The sequence below is a fragment of the Streptomyces lusitanus genome, from assembly GCF_042647945.1.
In the GTDB taxonomy this organism is placed as follows: domain Bacteria; phylum Actinomycetota; class Actinomycetes; order Streptomycetales; family Streptomycetaceae; genus Streptomyces; species Streptomyces pseudogriseolus.
The window spans coordinates 390347-409880 of the sequence record NZ_JBHRWL010000007.1 but is presented as its reverse complement, the minus strand read 5'-3'; the positions used below and the strand labels follow the sequence as shown (position 1 = coordinate 409880).

Genomic DNA, 19534 nt, shown 5'->3' with positions numbered 1-19534 from the left:
ACACGATAGGGGGCGTGGTGTGGACCCACATCGGAATTTCGGGGCGCCGCCCGGTGACGGCGACGGGGCGGTGCGGGAGATCGCCTGCGACGAGTCGGGGTCGGACGGCGAGAACCTGACCGGCGGGAACACCGACGTCTTCGCGCACGCCGGTGTCCACGTCCCCGTGGCGGACGCGGCGGGCGCGCTGCGGGAGATCCGCGACCGGATCCGCTCCCCGGCGACCGAGTACAAGGCGACCCATCTGCTGCGGGAGAAGCACCGGGCGGTGCTGGAGTGGTTCCTCGCGCCGGGCGGGCCGCTGCACGGCGCGGCGCGCGTGCATCTCACGGAGAAGTCGTTCTTCGTGGTGGACCGGCTGGCCGGTGTGCTGCTCGACGACCGGGGCGCGGCGGCGGAGGCGTACCGCGCGGTCCGGGACGCACTCGGCCCGGAGGACCGGCAGCGGTTCCTGTCCGCGGCGAACCGGCTGCTGCGCACCCGTAACGGGGCGGAGCCGGGGTCCTCCGTGCCGCTGTTCTTCGCGACCCTGGACGAGCTGCGCCGGGCGCACGCCGGCACGGACGCGGGCCCGGTGCTGGAGCGGCTGGCGGCGGGGCGCGGGCGGGCCGAGGCCTACCGGGCGGGGCTGCTGGAGGGCCCGTCGGTGCGCATCCCGGTCCTCAATCCGCTGCTCCCGGCGATCGTCGCCACGGCCGCGTACTGGAGCGGGCCGGGGCGGCGGCCGGTGCGGCTGGTGCACGACCGGCAGAACCTGCTGACGCCCGAGCGCATCGCGTGGATCGAGGAGACCGCCCGCCGGTCCGGGGTCGCGCTGGCGGAGGTGCGGCTGGTCGTCGCGCGGGACGACCCGCGGGTGCAGCTGGCGGACTTCCTCGCCGGGATCGCCCGCAAGGCGGCCGGCGACGCGCTGCGCGGCAGCGGCGACCCGGGGCTCACGGCGCTGCTGCGTCCCTACGTCGACCCGGCGTCGGTGTGGGGCGACGGCCGTACGGCGCCGGCGCTGGGCCTGTCCGTGCCCAACTCCTCGGCGCGCGCGGCCCACTGAGCCGGCCGGGGTCCGGTCCGCGCTGAACGCGAGGGGCTCCGGGGCCGTATGGACAAGGGGCGCTCTGCTCGAGGGAGGCCCCCGCGGTGCGCGCACCGCGCTGTCGAGGTTCTGGAGCCATGCATGAGGCACGCACGACGACGGGTGGTCCGGCGAGTGACACGGCTGGCGGCCGTCGGCGGACTCCTGCTGGGCGGCACGATGGTCACGCACGCCGTGGCGAGTGAGCCCGGCACGCCCGACGCCGTCCCGTTCTCCACCGCCTCCCCCGGGGACGGGGCCGCGGCCGGTCCGGGCGCCGCCCTGGTGCAGCGGCTCGGCACGTCCCGCACGGCGGGCACCTGGGTCGGCGAGGACGGCCGGACGGTCGTCGCGGTCACCGACGAGGAGGCGGCCGAGGAGGTGCGGGCCGCGGGTGCCGAACCGAAGATGGTGCGGCACAGCATGGACGACTTCGACTCCGCGACGAGGACGCTGAGTTCGGCGCCGCGGGTGCCCGGCACGGCCTGGATGAAGGACTACCGGTCCAACCAGGTGGTGGTGCGCGGGGACAGCACGGTGTCCGCCGACGACTGGTCGTCGCTCACCGAAGTGGCCGACGGCATCGGTGACTTCGTACGGATGGAGCGAATCGAGGGCGCCTTCACCACCCGCCTGGCCGGCGGGCTGCCCGTGCTGTCGACGGCGGGCCGCTGCTCGGCCGGGTTCAACGTCACCGACGGGGAGCGGGAGTTCATCCTCACCGCCGGGCACTGCGGGCCGCAGGGGTCGGTGTGGTTCTCCGACAGCGGGGCCCGGCAGAAGGTCGGCACCACCGTCGGCGGCAGCTTCCCCGGCGACGACTACTCGCTGATCGCGTACGACGGCGGCAAGGCGGGTGACAACGCCGGGGTCGTCGCGGTGGGCGGCAACAAGGGCGTGCGGATCACCGGGGTGGCCGACCCGACGGTGGGGCAGCGGATCTTCCGCAGCGGCAGCACCAGCGGGCTGCGCGACGGGGAGGTGACCGCGCTGGACGTGACGGTCAACTACCCGGAGGGCACGGTCGGCGGGCTGATCGAGTCGGACGTGTGCGCGGAGCCCGGGGACAGCGGCGGGCCGATGTTCTCCGAGGGGATCGCGCTCGGCGTCACCTCCGGCGGCAGCGGCGACTGCCGCTCGGGCGGCATCACGTACTTCCAGCCGGTGACGAAGGCGCTGGCGGACCTGGACCTGAAGATGATCGTGGCGCCCGGGGCGGAGGGCGGGGGCGGGAGCCCCTCCCCGGCACCGTCTCAGGCGCAGGGCGTGACGGCGCCGGACGCGGCCACGCCGGGCTCCTCGACACCGGTGCGGGGCATCCTGCCGGACCCGTCGACGCTGGTGTCGCGGCTGGCCGACCCGCGGAACGTGGGTCCGGGGCTGCTGGTAATGGGCGGAAGCCTGGTCGCGCTGGTGGCGTCGCGGTGGATCAAGGCCGAGCAGGACCGCAAGGCGTACCGGAGGCAGTACTCGGCGAGCTGGGGGTGAGACATGAAGGGCACCCGTGCGGTCACGGGTGCCCGATCGTGATGCCGAGGCCGGTCGTCAGGCCGCCGTGGCCGCCTGCGGGAGGGCCGAGGCCCACTCCTGGACCAGGCGCTGGTACTCCTCGCGCTGTTCGACGCTGAGTGTCCCGCCCGACCGGAGCCACAGGGCCCGGATCTCCTCGTTGACCTCGGCAGCCGATCGCTCGGAGGAGGGTTCAACACTGGTGGACATGCCGTGAAGCATACGTCCCCCGACGTGAAGACGCTGTGAGTAATCGCACGCTCATCGGGCAATTCGGACAGTGTCGCTGATCACGTCCATCTGCCGTGCAACGTGGGCGAGTTCACACCTCTGGGGGAACCCCCAGGGGGCCTTGCGGGAATGCGGGAGCGCCCGGCCCGCGGGCCGGGCGCCAGGGGACCTCAGGTGCCCGGCTTGCGGCCGTACACGTAGACGTCGTCGCCCTTCTTCAGCAGCGACCAGTACTTCTTGGCGGCGGTCTTCGTCATGTTGACGCAGCCGTGGGAGCCGGGCGGGTTCCACATGCTGACGCCCACCGAGTGGAACGCCTGGCCGCCGTCGAAGAACTGGCTGTACGGCATCGGCACGTCGTAGATGGTCGAGACGTGATCGATGTTGCGCCAGTAGACCTTCTTCAGGCCGGTGCGGGTCTCGTAGCCGTTGCGCCCGGTGCGGACCGGGACGGGGCCGTAGACGAGCTTCTTGCCGTCCTGGATCCAGCTCAGCTGAAGGGTGAGGTCGACGCAGGCGATGCGCCCTTTGCTGGTGGGGCATTTGCCCGCTTTGTTCGGGTTCTTCCCGACGGCCTTCTGCTTGTTCATCAGGTCCATCACGCCCCAGGTCACGGGGCCCGCGTAGCCGATGTTGGGCCGGATGCCGTGCTTGTTCTGGAAGGCCCGGATGGCCTTGCAGTCGGCGGCGGACTGCTTGCCGTCGACCGGACGGCCGAGGAACTTCTCGACCTTCTTCTGGTACGGCCCCGCCGACGTGGTGCAACTGGCGGCCTGCGCCGACGTCGCGCCGAGCGCGAGGGTGAGCGGAGCCACCAGAGCGGTGACCCCCAGGGCGACGACACCCCGTCTGCGTATGTCCCCCATGGTCGTTCTGCCTTTCCCGCGGAAACGTGCGCTGGCCCGCGCACTCTGCCAGGTAGACGGCGAACGGGGGAAATCGGTTGTACGCGCGACCGGACCGTTATGTCCGACACGGCGGGCACCCCGGGCGTGAGTCGTGTCACGCGCCGCCACCCGGGGTGCGGAGCGGGTCACCGCCCGTCGTGGTCCATGGTCCGGTGGAAGCCGTTGTTGACGGCCGTGATGCCGCCGTCGACGACCAAAGTGGCGCCGGTGATCCAGGCGGCGTCCCGGGAGGCGAGGAAGGTCACGGCCGCCGCGATGTCCTCCGGCTCGCCGACCCGGCGCAGGGGGTAGACCTCGGAGATCGCGGCCAGGTCGTCGGAGCGGCCGTCCCAGGCGCGGGTGCGGACCGTACCGGGCGCGACGAGGTTGACCCGTACGCCCCGGGGGCCCGCGTGCCCGGCGAGGGTGCGGGTGAGGGAGATCAGGCCCGCCTTGGCGGCGCTGTAGGCGTGGTTGCCGAAGTCCTGGAGCCCGTTGACCGAGCCGACGGTGACGATCGCGCCCCGCCCGGACGCCTCCAGGTGCGCCAGGGCGGCGCGGCAGCAGCGGTAGGCGCCGGTGAGGGTGACGTCCAGGTCCGCCGCCCACTCCTCCTCCGGCTCGTCCTCGAAGCGGGGCGCGTCCGGGGTGCAGTGCGCGGCGTTGTTCACCAGCACGTCCAGCGAGCCGAAGCGGCGCACGGCGTGGGCCACCGCCGCCTCCACCGACGCGCCATCGGCCACGTCGCAGGCGACGGCCTCCCCCGCGAGTCCCCGCTCGCGCAGCCGCGCCGCCGTGCGCTCCCCCGCCTCCGGGTCGGCGTCCGCGATCAGGACGCGCGCGCCCTCCTCGGCGAACCGAGCCGCGGTGGCGGCGCCGATGCCGCGCGCCGCCCCCGTGACGAGAACCCCGTACCCCGCGAATCGCCCTGTGTCCGTCGTCATGGGGCGACGGTGCCGCCACGACGATCACCACGGCAAGTGCTTTTCGCCCCGCCCGCGCCGAGTCCCGCCGGCGCCTCGGTGGGTCAGCGGTAACCGGTGACGTCGGCCGGGCGGCCCGCGTCCTGCACCTCGACCATGTAGCGCCAGGCGTCGGGGCGGCTGCCGTCGAGGTCGGTGAAGCCGTACTCCTGGGCGACGCTCCCGCTGGACAGGGACGCGCCGTTGAAGCGGGCCACCTCCGGGTCGGCGGCGAGCGCGGCGACGGCGCGGCCCACGTAGCGCGGGGTCTCGGAGATGGCGAAGTGCGGCTCCTTCTCCAGCGCGTCGCGCCAGTTGTCCTCCCGCACCCCGAACTCGTCGAGCATGATCTCCGAACGCATCCAGCCGGGGGTGAGGGCGACGGCCGTGGCGCCGCGGGGGCCGAGTTCCTGGCCGAGGGCGAAGGCCATGCGCAGCACGGAGGACTTGGCGAGGTCGTAGAAGAAGGAGACCCGGTAGTGGTCGCGGTTGTAGTCCGCGGTGCCGTCGGTGAGCTCGACGACCAGTCCGCCGGGGTGGCGCAGCAGCAGCGGCAGGGCGTGGTGGCTGGTGATCGCGTGGGTCTCCACCGCGAGGCGCAGCAGCCGCAGTCCCTTGTCGAGGTCGTGCTCCCAGACGGGCGCCTCCCAGTCGAAGAGCTTCTCGCCGCCCCAGATGTCGTTGACCAGGACGTCGAGGCGGCCCTGCTCGGCGGCGATCCGGTCGACGAGCGCCTTCACCTGCGCCGGGTCCAGGTGGTCGGTGGGCACGGCGATGCCCCGGCCGCCCGCCTCGGTGACCAGGTCGGCGGTGTCCTCGATCGTCTCGGGCCGGTCGTACTCGGAGCGGCGGGCGCGGGTGGTGCGGCCGGTGACGTACACCGTGGCGCCCGCCGCGCCGAGTTCCACGGCGATGCCCCGTCCGGCTCCCCGGGTCGCCCCGGCCACCAGCGCGACCTTGTCCCGCAACGGCTGTGTCATGTTCTCCGGCCTTCCGTGCCCGTGTTCCGTCCGTCGACGAAGATCCTGACGGGTAAGCCGGACATCCTCTGTCGCCTTTTCCATGAAGATCACCCGGGACGCCCTCGGGTTCACCCGGCCGCGCCCGGACGCCGACGCCCACGGAGGCAGGCGCGCCCGGACGCCGGTGCGTCCGGGCGCGTGGAGGGAGGTCCCGCTCAGTGCCCCCGGGCGATCCACTCGTCCAGGTTCGGGGCCTCGGCGCCGATGGTGGTCGGGTCGCCGTGGCCGGTGAGCACCTTGGTGTCGGGCGGCAGGGTGAGCAGCCGGTCCCGGATGGAGCCGATGATCGTCGGGAAGTGCGAGAAGGAGCGGCCGGTGGCGCCGGGGCCGCCCTGGAAGAGGGTGTCGCCGGTGAACACGGTCGCGAGTCCCGGGTCGTACAGGCAGACGGCGCCCGGCGCGTGGCCCGGGGTGTGCAGCACGGTGAGGTCGGCGCCGCCGGCCTCGATGACCTGCCCGTCGGCCAGCCAGGCGTCGGGGTCGCGGTCGGGGTGGGTCTGCTTCCACAGCCCCAGGTCGTCGGGGTGCAGCCAGATGGTGGCGCCGGTGCGCTCGGCGAGGGCGGGGGCGGCGTCGATGTGGTCGTTGTGGGCGTGGGTGCACACGATGGCGGTCAGGCGCCGGCCGCCCACCGCCTCGGCGATGGCGTCGGCGTCGTGGGCGGCGTCGACGACGACGGCCTCGTGGTCGTCGCCCACGATCCACACGTTGTTGTCGACGTCCCAGGTGCCGCCGTCGAGGCTGAACTGGCCCGAGGTGACGAGGCGTTCGATGCGGGCGGCCATCAGAGCACCACCACCGAACGCAGCACGTCGCCCTGGTGCATCCGCTCGAACGCCTTCTCCACCTCGTCCAGTTGGATGGTCTCGGTGACGAACGCCCCGAGGTCCAGGCGGCCCTGGAGATGGAGGTCGATCAGCATAGGGAAGTCGCGGGACGGCAGACAGTCGCCGTACCAGGACGACTTGAGGGCGCCGCCGCGTCCGAAGACGTCAAGGAGCGGCAGTTCGATCTTCATGTCCGGGGTGGGGACGCCGACCAGGACGACGGTGCCGGCCAGGTCGCGGGCGTAGAACGCCTGCCGGTAGGTCTCGGGGCGGCCGAGGGCCTCGATGACGACGTCGGCGCCGAAGCCCCCGGTGAGCTCGCGGATCGCCTCGACGGGGTCGGTCGTACGGGAGTTGACGGTGTGGGTGGCGCCCATGGAGCGGGCGGTCTCCAGCTTGCGGTCGTCGATGTCCACGGCGATGATCCTCGCCGCGCCGGCCAGCCGGGAGCCGGCGATCGCCGCGTCGCCGACGCCGCCGCAGCCGATGACGGCGACCGAGTCGCCCCGGCCGACGTTGCCGGTGTTGATGGCGGCGCCGATGCCGGCCATGACGCCGCAGCCGAGCAGTCCGGCGACCTGCGGGGCCACGGCCGGGTCGACCTTGGTGCACTGTCCGGCGGCGACCAGGGTCTTCTCCGCGAAGGCGCCGATGCCGAGCGCCGGGGACAGCTCGGTGCCGTCGGTCAGGGTCATCTTCTGCTTGGCGTTGTGGGTGGCGAAGCAGTACCAGGGGCGTCCGCGCAGACAGGCGCGGCAGTTGCCGCACACGGCACGCCAGTTGAGGATCACGAAGTCGCCGGGCGCCACGTCGGTGACGTCGTCGCCCACCGACTCGACGACGCCCGCGGCCTCGTGGCCGAGGAGGAAGGGGAAGTCGTCGTTGATGCCGCCCTGTTTGTAGTGCAGGTCCGTGTGGCACACCCCGCAGGCCTGGACGCGTACGACCGCCTCGCCGGGTCCCGGGTCGGGTACGACGACCGTCTCGATCCGTACCGGCTCGTCCTTGCCGGGTGCGATCACGCCGCGTACTTCCTGCGCCATGCTGCTGACTCCTTCGTCGGCCGGGTCCGTCTCCCCCGTCGTCCCCGACCCTACGCGGGAATGATCGGCTCCGCCGCCCACCGTGCGGTGCGTCCGCCCCGGCGACGTAGCCTGAACATCCGTCCGACGCCGAGGGGGGCATGTGAGCATCACCGAGGACCGGTCAGGCCCGCCCGCCTGGCGGCTGCTGCTGTCGTACGTGCGGCCGCACCGCTGGGCGCTGCTGGGCGGCGCGCTGCTGTCGCTGGCGACCGGCGCGACGGGGCTGGCGCTGCCGCTGGTGGCCCGGGAGCTGATCGACGACCTCGCGCACGACCGTGCCGTCACCGGGGCGCTGCTGCTGATGTCGGCGCTGGTGATCGGCAACACGGTGCTGGGCGCGGTCGGTTCGTACGTGCTGCGGCGCGCGGCGGAGTCGGTGGTGCTCGGGGCACGGCGCACCCTGTCGTCGTATCTGCTGCGGCTGCGGATCGCCGCCGTGGACCGGACCGAGCCGGGCGATCTGATGGCCCGCGTCACCTCCGACACCACGCTGCTGCGGGAGGTGACCACCGACTCGCTGATCGGGCTGGGCACGGGCGGGCTGACGCTGGTCGCCACCGTGGCGCTGATGGGGTACGTGGAGCCGGTGCTGCTGGCGGTCACCCTCGGCGTGCTGGCGCTGGCGGGGACGCTGCTCGGGGTGGTCGTGCCGCGGATCCGGCGGGCGTCGAAGCAGGCGCAGGACGCGGTGGGCGTGATGGGGGCGTCGCTGGAGCGGGTGCTGGGCGCGCTGCGCACGGTGAAGGCGTCCGGCGCCGAGCCGCGGGAGGAGCGGGCGCTGCACGACGCGGCGCGCGAGTCGTGGCGGATGAGCGTGCGGGCCGCCAAGTGGTCGGCCGCGGCGGGCAACACGGCGGGGCTCGCGATGCAGCTCGCCTTCATCACGGTGCTGGCGGTGGGCGGGGCGCGGGTGGCGACCGGGGCCGTCGACATCGGGACGCTGGTGGCGTTCCTGCTGTTCGTGTTCTATCTGATGTCGCCGATCTCGCAGGTCGTGGGCGCGGTCACGCAGTACCAGACGGGCAGCGCCGCGCTCGCCCGCATCCAGGAGGCGCTGCGGCTGCCGGCCGAACCGGCGGCGCCGCCCGCCGCGTTGCCGTCGCCCGGCGCCGCGCCCGCGGCCGTCACCTTCACGGACGTGCGGTTCCGCTACGCCGACGACCTGCCGTACGTCCACCACGGGGTGACGTTCACCGTGCCGGCGCAGGGCCTGACGGCGTTCGTCGGCCCGTCCGGAGCGGGCAAGACCACGGTGTTCTCCCTCATCGAGCGGTTCTACGACCCCGAGTCCGGCGTGATCACCGTCGACGGCCGCGACCTCGCGCACTGGGACCTGCCGGAGCTGCGGGCGGCGATCGGGTACGTCGAGCAGGACGCGCCCGTGCTGTCGGGTTCCCTGCGGGACAACCTGCTGCTGGGCAACCCGGACGCGGACGAGGGCACGCTGGCGCGGGTGCTGAAGACGACCCGCCTTGACGGCCTGGTCGCCCGGCTGCCGGACGGGCTCGACACCCTCGTCGGCCATCACGGCACCAAGCTGTCCGGCGGCGAGCGTCAGCGGGTGGCCATCGCCCGCGCCCTGCTGCGCCGCCCGCGTCTGCTGCTGCTCGACGAGGCGACGTCCCAGCTCGACGCGGTGAACGAGGCGGCGCTGCGGGACACCGTGGCGGACGTCGCCCGCACCACGACGGTGCTGGTGGTCGCCCACCGTCTGTCCACGGTGACGGCGGCGGACCGCATCGTGGTGATGGACGCGGGCCGCGTCCGCGCGGTCGGCACGCACCGGGAACTGGTCGCGGCGGACCCGCTGTACGCGGAGCTGGCGGCCACGCAGTTCCTGGCGACGGTGGGCTGAGCGGGGCGGGGCGCGGGGGCGCGCGGGGGCGCTCCCCCCGCCGGCCGGGCGCCGGGCTTGCCCCGGGCGGGCCCCGGGAGGAGGCTCGTAGGTGAGGCCCGAGGGCCCGGTTCCGTGGGCCAGGGCCTCCGAGGAGGTGGGTCATCATGACGACCGCGGCACAGCCCGTGTTCGGCACCGACACCTTGCGCCGGGGCATCGAGGCGGACACCCCGGAGACGCTGAAGTCGCTCTACGCGGACGACGCGGAGCTGCGCGTCGTGGATCACGTCAGCGGGCCGAGCCACCCGAAGGTGCTGCACGGCAAGGACGAGATCGCCGCGATGCTGGACGACGTCTACAGCCGCGACATGACGCACGCGCTGGAGGCGTGCGTGGTGCAGGGCGATCACGCCGCCTACTGCGAGAGCTGCCGCTACGCGGACGGCATGCGGGTGCTCTCGGAGTCCATGCTGACACTGCGCGACGGCAAGATCACGGGGCAGGTGCTGATCCAGGCGTGGGACGAGTGACATCCGCCGCCGTCGACCTCGTCGCGTCCACGAAGGTGTCGACGAGCGGGGACGCGCGCTCGCCGTCCCAGGCGAGCGCGACCGTGCCGGGCGGCACGTCGGTGAGCGGTACATAGGCGATGTCGGGGCGCGGGAAGACCGCCGCGACCGACTCCGGCACCATCACCACGCCGCTGCCGGCCCGGACGTACGCCAGGATCTCCTCCATGTCGTGCACGTCCGGGCCCCGCAGCCACGGGGTGCCGTCGGGGCGGGGGTCGGCGTTCCACACGGCGGACCACGCGGGGGACGCGCCCGCGTAGCGCAGCAGCGGTTCGTCGGCGAGGGCGCGCAGCCCGACCGTGTCCTCGCCGGCCAAGGGGTGCCGTACGGGCAGCACGGCGCAGAGCCCCTCCTGGTACAGCGGCAGCACCCGCAGCCGCCCGGCGTCGACGGGCAGGCGCACGAAGCCGACGTCGGCGGTGCCGTCGACGAGGTCGGCGGACTGGCTCCACCAGCGCAGCCGGACCAGTTCGATGCGCACCCGCGGCTCCCGCGCGGAGAAGGCGTGCAGCGGCGCGGTGATGTCGGAGCTCAGCATGAAGCCGACCTTGAGCACGCCCTCGCCCGCCGCGATCCGCCGGGCGCGGTTCCGCGCGGCGCGGGCGGCGGCCAGCAGATCCCGCGCGTCCTGGAGCAACTGCTCGCCCGCGGGCGTCAGGGCGACCTCGCGGCTGCTGCGGTGGAACAGGGTCACGCCGAGGTCGTGCTCCAGCTGCTGGATCTGCCGGGACAGGGCGGGCTGGGTGACGTGCAGGGCGGCCGCGGCCTGCCCGAAGTGCAGCCGTTCGGCGACGGCGACGAAGGAGCGCAGCCGGCGCAGGTCCAGTTCCGTGTCTCCGCCGTCCATGCCGTTGCCTCCCCTGCCGCCTGCACCGATGCGCCGACGTCATCGTAGGCGCCGAAGGAAGCATTGGACCTGCGGGAAAGCCCAGGTCACGCTGGAGTGCGTAGCGCGGGCGCCACCGATCCCGCGCCCGCCCGTCCCCCCCCCTCTTACGGAGTGTCCGTCATGATGCGTGCCGCCGTCGCCGTAGGGGCCCATGCCCCGCTCGCCCTCCAGGACCTGGAGATCCCCGAACCAGGTCCGGGCGAGGTACTCGTCAAGGTCACCGCGTGCGGGGTCTGCTTCACCGACCTGAATCTGCTGCGCGGCCACTACCCGTTCGCCCGTTTCCCGGTGGTGCCGGGCCACGAGATCACCGGCGTGGTCGCGGCCAGCGGCCCCGGCGTCACCTTCCCGGAGGTCGGCGCCGTCGTGGGCGGGCAGTTCCTGTACGACTCGTGCGGTCACTGCGACTACTGCGTCCGCGGCGACCAGATCCTGTGCCCGCGCAAGGTGATCACCGGCATCGTCGCCGACGGCGGCTACGCCCCGTACGTGCTGATGAAGGCCGGGTTCGTCACCCCGCTCCCGGACGGGCTCGACCCGGTGGCCGCCGCGCCGCTGATGTGTGCGGGGCTGACCGCCTTCAACGGGCTGCGCCAGGGCGGGCTGCGGGCCGGCTCCCGCGTGGCCGTGGTGGGCGCGGGAGGCGTGGGCGCGCTGGCTGTGCGGTACGCCGTGGCCCTCGGGGCGCGGGTCGCCGTGGTGGGCCGGTCCCGGCGCGGGGAGGACGCGGCGAAGGCGCTCGGCGCGGAACTGTTCGTCGCGGCGCAGGAGTCGGACCCGGCGAAGGCGCTCAAGGAGTGGGCGGGCGGCGCGGACCTCGTGCTGAACGCGGCCCCGTCCACGGAGGCGGCCGCGGCGACGCTGGGCGGGCTCGCCCCGGACGGCACGCTGATGCTGTGCGGGTACGGTCCCGAGCCGCTGGTGCTGCCGACCCAGCCGATGGTGCTGAACCGGCTGCGGGTGGGCGCGTCCCCGTCCGGCTCGCCGCACGACCTGCGCGACACCCTGGCCTTCTCGGCCGCCCACGGCATCCTCCCGGACGTCACGCCGATCGGCCTGGACGAGGCCCCGGCCGTGCTGGAGGCGATGGACGCGGGCACCGCCCGGGGCCGCAGCGTCATCGTCTTCCCCTGACCCCGCCCCTCCTTCCGACGGAGCACCTCATGTCCTCGTACGTCATTCTGATCACCGGCGCGTCCAGCGGTTTCGGCGCGCTGACCGCCCGCGCCCTCGCCGACGCCGGGCACACCGTGTACGCCGGCATGCGGCACACCACGGGGCGCAACGCCCCGGCGGTCGCCGACGCCCGCGCGTACGCGGAGGAGCACGGCGTCGACCTGCGCACCGTCGAACTCGACGTCTCGAGCCAGGAGTCGGTGGACGCGGCCGTCGTGACGGTCACCGAGGAGGCGGGCCGCGTCGACGTGGTCGTGCACAACGCCGGGCACATGGTGCTCGGCCCCGCCGAGGCGTTCACCCCCGAGCAGCTCGCCGAGATCTACGACACCAACGTGCTGTCCGCGCAGCGCGTCAACCGGGCGGTACTGCCGCAGATGCGCCGGCGCCGGGACGGGCTGCTGGTGTGGGTGGGCTCCTCCAGCACCTTCGGCGGGACGCCCCCGTATCTCGCCCCGTACTTCGGCGCCAAGGCGGCGATGGACCACCTGGCGAAGAGCTACGCCGTCGAGCTGTCGCGCTTCGGCATCGACACGTCGATCGTGGTGCCCGGTTCCTTCACCTCCGGCACCAACCATTTCGCGCACGCCATGCACCCCGCGGACACGGCGACGGCCGAGGCGTACGACGAGCTGTACGCGGGCCTGATGGACGAGGTCGGCGAGCGGCTCGCGGCCCTCTCGCCGCCGGACGCGGACGCCGGCGAGGTCGCCCGCACGATCGCGGCGGTCGTGGACGCGCCGAAGGGCGAGCGCCCGTTCCGGGTGACGATCGACCCCGCCGACGACGGCTCGGAGCAGGTCAGCGACATGGCCGACCGGGTCCGCGCCGACTTCTACGCCCGCATCGGCCTCACCGGCCTCCTCACCCCCCGGACCCGGGCGGGGGCGTGAGCCGGGCTGGTACGACTGGGTGCATGCATGCAGACGCCGCCCCGGACATCCGGCGGCACCCGGCGGGGCCGGGCACGATGGTCCGCTGCTCGGGGGTGGACATGCCCGACGAGTGGGCCCGGTACCGGTGGGTGTTCGCCACTCCGGGTGGTGGTCCCCGGCTCGCCGGGACCGATGTCGTCCATCTCCGGCGGGGACTGATCGACCAGATGATCGTCTTCGCGGGGGACCTCGCACCGGCCGGCTGAGACGCCGTCAGGCGGGCGGCGCCGGCGTCCCCGGCGTCCCCGGCGTCCCCGGCGTCCCCGGCGTCCCCGGCGTCCCCGGCGTCCCCGGCGGGCGGAGGATCGCCAGGAGCTGGCGGACCAGTTCGTCCACGACCTCGTCGAGGGTGGCCTCGACCCACCCCGCGTTCCAGTCGTGCAGCAGCCCGTTGACGCTGCCGATGAAGCCGGTCGCGGCGAGGCGGTGGTCGCGGGGCGCGGCCTCGCCGCGGGCGACGGCGGCGTCCGCCTCGGCGCAGATCAGGTCGACCCAGCGGGCGCGGCGGGCCAGCCGCTGTTCCTCCAGGCGCGGGCTCACCCCGATGATCTCGACGAACGCGATGCGGATGCGGCGCGGGTCGCGGGTGACGTCGGCGGCGTAGGCGCGGAAGATCGCGGTGGCGCGCTCGGCGAGAGGGGCGTTCGCCGTCTCGGCCGCCGCTGCGAGCACGGCCGCCTCGGCCCAGTCGTTGACCTGGAGGTGCAGCGCGGCGAGGACGTCCTCCAGGGTGCGGAACTCCTCGTAGAACTGGCGGGTGGAGAGCCCGGCGGCCTCGCTGAGGGCGGCGACGGTGGTGGCGCGGTAGCCGGGTCCGGCGCCGAAGAGTTCGAGGGCCGCGTCGAGGAAGCGCCGGCGCCGCTCGGCCTTCCGCTCCTCGGCGGACTTCCCGGCGTACCGGCCGCTCGGTGCGCTCAGTCTGCCCGCCACCCGTTCTCCTCTCCCCGCGCCCGGCAATTTTGTCGTGTCCGCGGTCTTGTGGAGAACCCCCGACCGTCCCTACTTTTCAGTAAGTTCAATCTGAAAGCACGCCTGTTCAGATTCCTCTCCCCTCATTTGGCATGTCCCGATCATGGCGCCCCACCGCAGAGGAGACCCCGCCATGCCGATCCGCAGCAGGCATCTGTGCACCCTCGCCGCCGCCGTCGCCCTGACCCTCACCGCCCCCGGCGCCGTCGCGGGCGCCGCCGGACAGGCCCCCTCCGCGGACCTGCGGGAGGTGCTGTTCGTGGGCAACAACTGGGACGGCACCGCCGACGTCATCGAGTCCGGCGGTGACTTCGGGCGGATCGGCCGGATCAACGTGATCCCCGACAAGGACCAGCGGATGGCCGAGATCAACGCCGACCCGATCCGCTGGATCTACTTCATGGCCATCCGCAACACCGTCGGCGAGGGCCACGACCAGTTCGTCGACGACATGTACTCCACCCCGGACGGCACCTCGGTGGTGGTCTCCCGGCCCAGCTTCGCGGACGTCGTCTCCCTCGACCTGGCCACCGGACGGGTCAACTGGCGCTTCCCGGTCTCCGGTTACCGCTCGGACCACATGGCGGTCTCCCCGGACGGCACGCGCGTCGCCGTCTCCGCCTCGACCTCCAACACCGTGCACGTCCTGGACATCGAGACCGGCGAGGAGGCCGGCCGGTTCACCACAGGCGACAAGCCGCACGAGAACGTGTTCAGCCGCGACGGGCGGTACATCTGGAACATGTCCATCGGCGAGGTGAACACCGACCTGGACGCGCCCTGGCTGGACTGGACGAAGGGCGACCGCAAGATCACCGTCACGGACGCCCGGACGTTCGAGCAGGTCAAGGTGATCGACATGCGGGAGCGGCTGGACGCGGCCGGCTTCGCGGACCACTCCGACGCGGTCCGCCCCGCCGCCTTCTCCCCCGACGAGTCGAAGCTGTACTTCCAGGTGTCGTTCTTCAACGGCTTCTTCGAGTACGACGTCGCCACCGACCGGATCAGCCGCGTCAAGACCCTGCCGAAGAACCCGGACACCAGCGAGGACCGCACCACCTGGGTCAACGACTCGCGCCACCACGGCATCACCATGAAGCCCGACGGCGCCAAGCTGTGCGTGGCGGGCACCATGGACGACTACGCGACCGTCGTCGACCGCGACACCTTCGAGCACGGTCCGCTGGTCCCCGCCTCGAAGCCGTACTGGGCGACCGTCAGCGGCGACGGGGAGTCCTGCGTGGTCTCCGAGAGCGGCGCCGACCGGGTCACCGCGATCGACTTCGCGACCGGCGAGAAGACCGTGTCCGTCCCGGTCGGCGACCACCCGCAGCGGGTGCGTCTCGGGCACGTGCGGGAGGGCTGGACCGGCCCGTCGGCCGGCTGACCCGCCGTTCCGGCGCCGGCGGGTGCCGTCGGCGCCGGAACGCCGGAAATTCCGTGCGAGGTGTGTGAGCCCGGCGGGTACGGGTAGTCGCCACGTATCACCTCCGATCGCTGGAAGGAGGTCCGTGGAAGAGTCGCATCTACTCGCAGCGCCCGGGCCGTTTCCACCGAGGCGAAGCGGCCCGGACCGTCAGCGCGGCGGCAGCGGGTGGAGGGCCACCTCCGTGAGCCGGCCGTCGGTGATCGCGGCGGTCATATAGGTGCAGTGGGGCTGCCGGCGGCGATCCGTCGGGGACCCCGGATTGAGCAGACGAAGTCCCGTGGGAGCCGTGGTGTCCCACGGGATGTGACTATGCCCGAACACGAGTACGTCCAGGTCGGGGAAGCGTGCGGCGCACCGCTTCTCCCGCCCCTGCGCGGGGCCGGTCTCATGGATCACCCCGAGGCGCAGCCCGCCGAGTTCCGCGCGGGCCACCTCCGGCAGCCGGGCGCGCAACGCGGGGCCGTCGTTGTTGCCGTACACGGCGAGGAGCGAGCGGCTGCGGCTCTCCAGCAGGTCGAGGGTGCCGGTGTCGACCCAGTCCCCCGCGTGCACGACGATGTCGGCACGGGGGATCTCCTCCAGCAGCGGCCCGGGGAGCTGCTTGGCGCGTTTCGGCAGATGGGTGTCGGACATCAGGAGCAGACGCACGGTTCGCAGCCTAGACGCCGGGTGCGGTCAGGGAGGCTCGCACGCCGCCGGGCCGCGCACCCTGGGGATGCGGGCCCGGTGACGGCGAGAGGGCGGCGTGGCCCCCTGCGGGGGTCAGTCCTCGCCCCGCACGATGTTCTCCTCGGCCCAGGCGGCCGGCGTGGTGTGCCGGTCGACCGCCGGCAGGCAGGTCCGCAGCGGCTCCTGGTCGCGCAGTCGCCGTGCGCGGGCCCAGCCGGTCTCCGGACGCCGGGTCCGGGGGGTGTCGGTGCTCTTCGTGATCACGTCACATCATCTTCCTTCCACGGTCACCGGCGGGCCGGGTCCCCGGTGCCGCGCCGGTCAAACCCCGCGCAATGGAAGACGTACGACTCGCTCGAGGACAAGGTGACTTCACGTGTGCGGGCGGGCGACGGCGATGTCGGCGAGGGCGGAGTCCGGGTCGCGCTCCATCGCCACGTCCCCCAACGACAGGACGCCGACCGCGTGTTCACCGTCGACCACCGGGACGCGGCGCACGGCGTGTTCCCGCATCAGCCGCACCGCGAGGTCCACCTCGTCGTCAGGCCGTACGGTCACCAGGTCCTCGCTGCAGGCGCGGACCACGGTGGTCTCCTCCGGGTCGACGCCCTCGGCGACCGAACGCACCACCAGGTCCCGGTCGGTGACCAGCCCCCGCAGCCGGCCGTCGTCGGTGACCAGCACGGCACCGAGGTCGTGGTCCCGCATGAGGCGGGCGGCCTGCGCGACGGAGGTCTGCGGTCCTACGGTCACCGGCGCGGCGGTCATGATGTCGCGGACGTACTGGGTCATGGCGTGCACCTTCCCTCGGCTGTCCCGGGTGAGGGGACCGGGTACCCGCCGGAGGGCGAACCCTGCCGTCCGTCAGCGCCGTACGGTGAACTCCGCCCAGACCTGTTTGCCGCCGCTGACCGGCAGGGTGCCCCAGGCCGCCGACACCGCCTCGACGAGGAGGATGCCGCGGCCCCCGGTGGCCTCCCAGCCGATGCTGGTGGGCCGCACCGGCGAGCGCGGCGAGGCGTCCGCGACGGCGAGGCGCAGTCGGTCGCCGATCAGGGTGAGGTCGAGGCGGACCTTGCCGTCGGTGTGCACCAGGGCGTTGGTGACCAGCTCGGACACGGCGAGCAGCGGCGCGTCGATCTCCTCGGTGACGCCCCAGGAACGCAGCGTGCGCCGGGTGAAGCGGCGGGCGTGCCCGACCGCCTGCGGGACCCGCCACACGGTCCAGCTCTCCCGCAGCGGGCGGGTGTCCATGCCGTCGTAGCGCATCAGCAGCAGCGCCACGTCGTCGCTGCGGAGCGCCTTGCCGAGCAGGGCGTCCGCCACCGGCCCGAGGTCGGCGGGGTCGGAGGCGGCCACCTGCCGGGCGAACCGCTCCATGCCCGCGTCGATGTCGGAGTCGGGCGTCTCGACCAGGCCGTCCGTGGTGAGGGCGATGAGTGTGCCGGGCTGGAGGCGCAGCGGGCTCATGGGGAACTCGCACTGCCGCACCACGCCGAGCGGCGGCCCGCCCTCCGCCTCCGCGATCTCGGTGCGTCCGTCCGGGTGGCGCAGCACCGGCGGCAGATGCCCGGCGCGCACGCACCAGGCGGCGCCCGCCTCCATGTCGACGTCGACGTAGGCGCAGGTGGCGAAGAGGTCGGTCTCCAGGTCGACGAGGAGCCGGTTGGCGTGGGAGACCACCACGTCCGGGGGGTGGCCCTCGACGGCGTAGGCGCGCAGGGCGGTGCGCATCTGCCCCATGAGGGTGGCGGCGCCGGCGCTGTGGCCCTGCACGTCCCCGATGACGAGGGCGACGTGGTTGTCGGGCAGCGGGATGACGTCGTACCAGTCGCCGCCGAGTTCCAGTCCCGCGGTGCTGGGCAGGTAGCGGGCGACGGCGACCGCGCCCGGCAGCCGGGGCAGACGGCGTGGCAGCAGCTGCCGCTGGAGCATGCCGACCAGCTCGTGCTCGGCGTCGAAGGCGCGGGCCCGGGTCAGGGCCTGCCCGGCCAGGTTGGCGGCGGCGGTGAGCAGGGTGCGCTCGTCCGCGCCGATGTCGTGCGGCGCGTCCCAGCCGACGAGGCAGGCGCCGGCCATGCGGTTGCCGGCGGGCAGCGGCAGCACGGCCAGACCGCCCGGGCCGACCTCGGCGAGGGCCGGTTCGAGCGGGGAGCCGGCCGGCCATGTCGCGGGGCGCCCCTCGCGCAGCGCCGCGGCCAGGGTCGGCATGGTGCGCACGGGGGCGTCGGGCCACTCGGTGCGCCACTCCGACCGCCACACCTGCGGCCACGCCTCCGGCTCGGGCGGGTCGAGGACGGTGACGACCAGCCGGTCGCTCTCCAGCTCGGCGAGCGCGATCCGGTCGGCGCGCAGCGGGCGGCGCAGCGCGGCGACCACGGCCTTGCCGACGTCCCGCACGGTGACGGCGGTGGACAGGGCGGCGGCCAGGCGCTGCACCCGGGCCACGTCGGTGACGTCGGCGCGCAGCGAGATGGCGTCGGCGACGGTGCCGACGAGGCGGGCCGGGTGTCCCTCACCGCCGTGCTCGAGCCGGCCGCGCAGCCGGAGCCACCGGGGAGAGCCGGCGGGCTGGAGCACCCGGAACTCCAGCTCGCGGTCGCCGATGGTCATGTGGTCGGCCTCCACCACGGACATCAGCGAGGGCAGGTCCTCCGGGACGGCGAGGCCCAGCAGGGTCTCCACCCGCCCGTCGAAGTCGTCCGGGTCGAGTCCGAAGAGGTCAAGGACGTCGTCGTGCACCCGGAGCCGGCCGGTGTCCATGGCGAGGGTGAAGCCGCCCGGCGGCAGGTCCGCACCCTCGGCGGTGACGGGCGGCGCGGGGAAGGCGACGGCGTCGGCGACGAGGGCGAGGCACGTCCGGTCGTCGGCGTCGAAGCCACCGGGCCGCTCGCTCACCGCGAGCAGACAGCCGCCGCCGTCGTGGCGCACGGGCAGGGCGGCGAGGTGGAACTCCCGGCGGGGTGTGCGCCGCGACTGGGACTGGGCGGCCAGGTCCTCCGGGCCGAGCCACACCGCGCGTCCGCGGTGCGCCTCGGCGACCGGACCGCGGCCGGCGGCGGAGTAGCAGTCGCGCACCCCGCACAGGGTGCGCGGCACCCCGGCGGCCTCCGCCAGGCACAGCAGCTCGCCGTCCTCGCCGAGGGTGTAGAAGCCGGCGAACGCGGCCCCGGCGAAGACCAGGGCCTGCTCCAGGATGCGGCGCAGCCGGTCGGGCGCGTGGGGGTCGGCCGCGAGCGCGCCCAGGGCGCCTTCGGCGCGCAGCGTTCTCGTGCTGCGTCCCGCAGCGCCCTCACCGACCACGTTGGCCATTACAGCGCCAAAGGGACACGGGCGCAGCCCCTGTGCGCGAACGGCGCGCGGAGGTGCCGCGCCGCCGCCCACGCGGGGTGTGCGCCCGGCGCGCGGATCGGGTGCCCGCGGCGGTGCGTGGTTCGCGTGGCCGCGACTGCGCCCGGTTCGCGCG

At 73.8% G+C, this 19534-nt stretch carries 19 protein-coding genes and 1 pseudogene; 8 read left to right on the top strand and 12 right to left on the bottom strand.

What is annotated here, in order from left to right; translation table 11 throughout:
• Positions 1-19: 19 nt before the first annotated feature.
• Positions 20-1048: a hypothetical protein gene (locus tag ACFOSY_RS13720; RefSeq protein WP_394307056.1), complete on the top strand. Its 1029-nt coding sequence runs from the start codon at positions 20-22 to the stop codon at positions 1046-1048.
• 123 nt (positions 1049-1171) lie between these two features.
• Entirely contained in the window at positions 1172-2557 is a 1386-nt protein-coding gene (locus ACFOSY_RS13715; protein ID WP_394307055.1) for a S1 family peptidase, read from the top strand.
• A gap of 57 nt (positions 2558-2614) precedes the next feature.
• Here ACFOSY_RS13715 and ACFOSY_RS13710 read toward each other — a convergent pair whose 3' ends face one another.
• The 6 genes from ACFOSY_RS13710 to ACFOSY_RS13685 form a co-directional block, all read right to left on the bottom strand.
• Entirely contained in the window at positions 2615-2800 is a 186-nt protein-coding gene (locus ACFOSY_RS13710; RefSeq protein ID WP_006132937.1) for a hypothetical protein, read from the bottom strand.
• Between the two features lie 179 nt (positions 2801-2979).
• Complete coding sequence (locus ACFOSY_RS13705) at positions 2980-3675, bottom strand: L,D-transpeptidase family protein (RefSeq protein ID WP_394307054.1); 696 nt, start codon at positions 3673-3675, stop codon at positions 2980-2982.
• Positions 3676-3842: 167 nt separating this feature from the next.
• Entirely contained in the window at positions 3843-4640 is a 798-nt protein-coding gene (locus ACFOSY_RS13700; RefSeq protein WP_394307053.1) for an SDR family NAD(P)-dependent oxidoreductase, read from the bottom strand.
• Between the two features lie 83 nt (positions 4641-4723).
• The gene (locus tag ACFOSY_RS13695; protein WP_394307052.1) at positions 4724-5638 is read right to left on the bottom strand and encodes an SDR family oxidoreductase; all 915 of its coding nucleotides are present in this window, start codon (positions 5636-5638) and stop codon (positions 4724-4726) included.
• A gap of 197 nt (positions 5639-5835) precedes the next feature.
• The gene (locus ACFOSY_RS13690) at positions 5836-6465 is read right to left on the bottom strand and encodes an MBL fold metallo-hydrolase (RefSeq protein WP_394307051.1); all 630 of its coding nucleotides are present in this window, start codon (positions 6463-6465) and stop codon (positions 5836-5838) included.
• Positions 6465-7550 carry an S-(hydroxymethyl)mycothiol dehydrogenase gene (locus tag ACFOSY_RS13685; RefSeq protein ID WP_394307050.1) on the bottom strand — a complete coding sequence of 362 codons (1086 nt, stop codon included), beginning with the start codon at positions 7548-7550 and terminating at the stop codon, positions 6465-6467. The genes ACFOSY_RS13690 and ACFOSY_RS13685 overlap by 1 nt, the downstream gene beginning before the upstream one ends.
• Positions 7551-7692: 142 nt before the next feature.
• Here ACFOSY_RS13685 and ACFOSY_RS13680 point away from each other — a divergent pair, with 142 nt between their 5' ends.
• Both ACFOSY_RS13680 and ACFOSY_RS13675 read left to right on the top strand, forming a co-directional pair.
• The gene (locus ACFOSY_RS13680; protein WP_394307049.1) at positions 7693-9447 is read left to right on the top strand and encodes an ABC transporter ATP-binding protein; all 1755 of its coding nucleotides are present in this window, start codon (positions 7693-7695) and stop codon (positions 9445-9447) included.
• Between the two features lie 146 nt (positions 9448-9593).
• Positions 9594-9959, top strand: coding sequence for a nuclear transport factor 2 family protein (locus tag ACFOSY_RS13675; RefSeq protein ID WP_394307048.1), 366 nt, complete (start codon positions 9594-9596; stop codon positions 9957-9959).
• On the opposite strand, the gene ACFOSY_RS13670 is transcribed toward ACFOSY_RS13675, so the two are convergent.
• Positions 9922-10848 carry a LysR family transcriptional regulator gene (locus ACFOSY_RS13670; protein ID WP_394307047.1) on the bottom strand — a complete coding sequence of 309 codons (927 nt, stop codon included), beginning with the start codon at positions 10846-10848 and terminating at the stop codon, positions 9922-9924. The genes ACFOSY_RS13675 and ACFOSY_RS13670 overlap by 38 nt on opposite strands.
• Before the next feature lie 162 nt (positions 10849-11010).
• Here ACFOSY_RS13670 and ACFOSY_RS13665 point away from each other — a divergent pair, with 162 nt between their 5' ends.
• The 3 genes and pseudogenes from ACFOSY_RS13665 to ACFOSY_RS13655 all read left to right on the top strand — a co-directional run.
• Complete coding sequence (locus tag ACFOSY_RS13665) at positions 11011-12024, top strand: alcohol dehydrogenase catalytic domain-containing protein (protein ID WP_394307046.1); 1014 nt, start codon at positions 11011-11013, stop codon at positions 12022-12024.
• 29 nt (positions 12025-12053) lie between these two features.
• Positions 12054-12959, top strand: coding sequence for an SDR family oxidoreductase (locus tag ACFOSY_RS13660; RefSeq protein WP_394307045.1), 906 nt, complete (start codon positions 12054-12056; stop codon positions 12957-12959).
• 44 nt (positions 12960-13003) lie between these two features.
• Positions 13004-13207, top strand: a pseudogene (locus ACFOSY_RS13655) (nuclear transport factor 2 family protein); the annotation flags it as partial.
• Positions 13208-13214: 7 nt separating this feature from the next.
• Here ACFOSY_RS13655 and ACFOSY_RS13650 read toward each other — a convergent pair.
• Positions 13215-13931 (bottom strand): TetR/AcrR family transcriptional regulator, encoded by a 717-nt coding sequence (locus ACFOSY_RS13650; RefSeq protein ID WP_394307044.1) that lies wholly within the window; start codon positions 13929-13931, stop codon positions 13215-13217.
• Positions 13932-14103: 172 nt separating this feature from the next.
• Here ACFOSY_RS13650 and ACFOSY_RS13645 point away from each other — a divergent pair, with 172 nt between their 5' ends.
• Positions 14104-15357: a YncE family protein gene (locus ACFOSY_RS13645; protein ID WP_394307043.1), complete on the top strand. Its 1254-nt coding sequence runs from the start codon at positions 14104-14106 to the stop codon at positions 15355-15357.
• Positions 15358-15546: 189 nt separating this feature from the next.
• On the opposite strand, the gene ACFOSY_RS13640 is transcribed toward ACFOSY_RS13645, so the two are convergent.
• The 4 genes from ACFOSY_RS13640 to ACFOSY_RS13625 form a co-directional block, all read right to left on the bottom strand.
• Positions 15547-16047 (bottom strand): metallophosphoesterase family protein, encoded by a 501-nt coding sequence (locus tag ACFOSY_RS13640; RefSeq protein ID WP_394307042.1) that lies wholly within the window; start codon positions 16045-16047, stop codon positions 15547-15549.
• Positions 16048-16161: 114 nt separating this feature from the next.
• The gene (locus ACFOSY_RS13635; RefSeq protein WP_369160767.1) at positions 16162-16332 is read right to left on the bottom strand and encodes a hypothetical protein; all 171 of its coding nucleotides are present in this window, start codon (positions 16330-16332) and stop codon (positions 16162-16164) included.
• Positions 16333-16440: 108 nt separating this feature from the next.
• Complete coding sequence (locus tag ACFOSY_RS13630) at positions 16441-16860, bottom strand: CBS domain-containing protein (RefSeq protein ID WP_394307041.1); 420 nt, start codon at positions 16858-16860, stop codon at positions 16441-16443.
• A gap of 72 nt (positions 16861-16932) precedes the next feature.
• Positions 16933-19380, bottom strand: coding sequence for a SpoIIE family protein phosphatase (locus tag ACFOSY_RS13625; RefSeq protein WP_394307040.1), 2448 nt, complete (start codon positions 19378-19380; stop codon positions 16933-16935).
• Between the last annotated feature and the right edge of the window lie 154 nt (positions 19381-19534).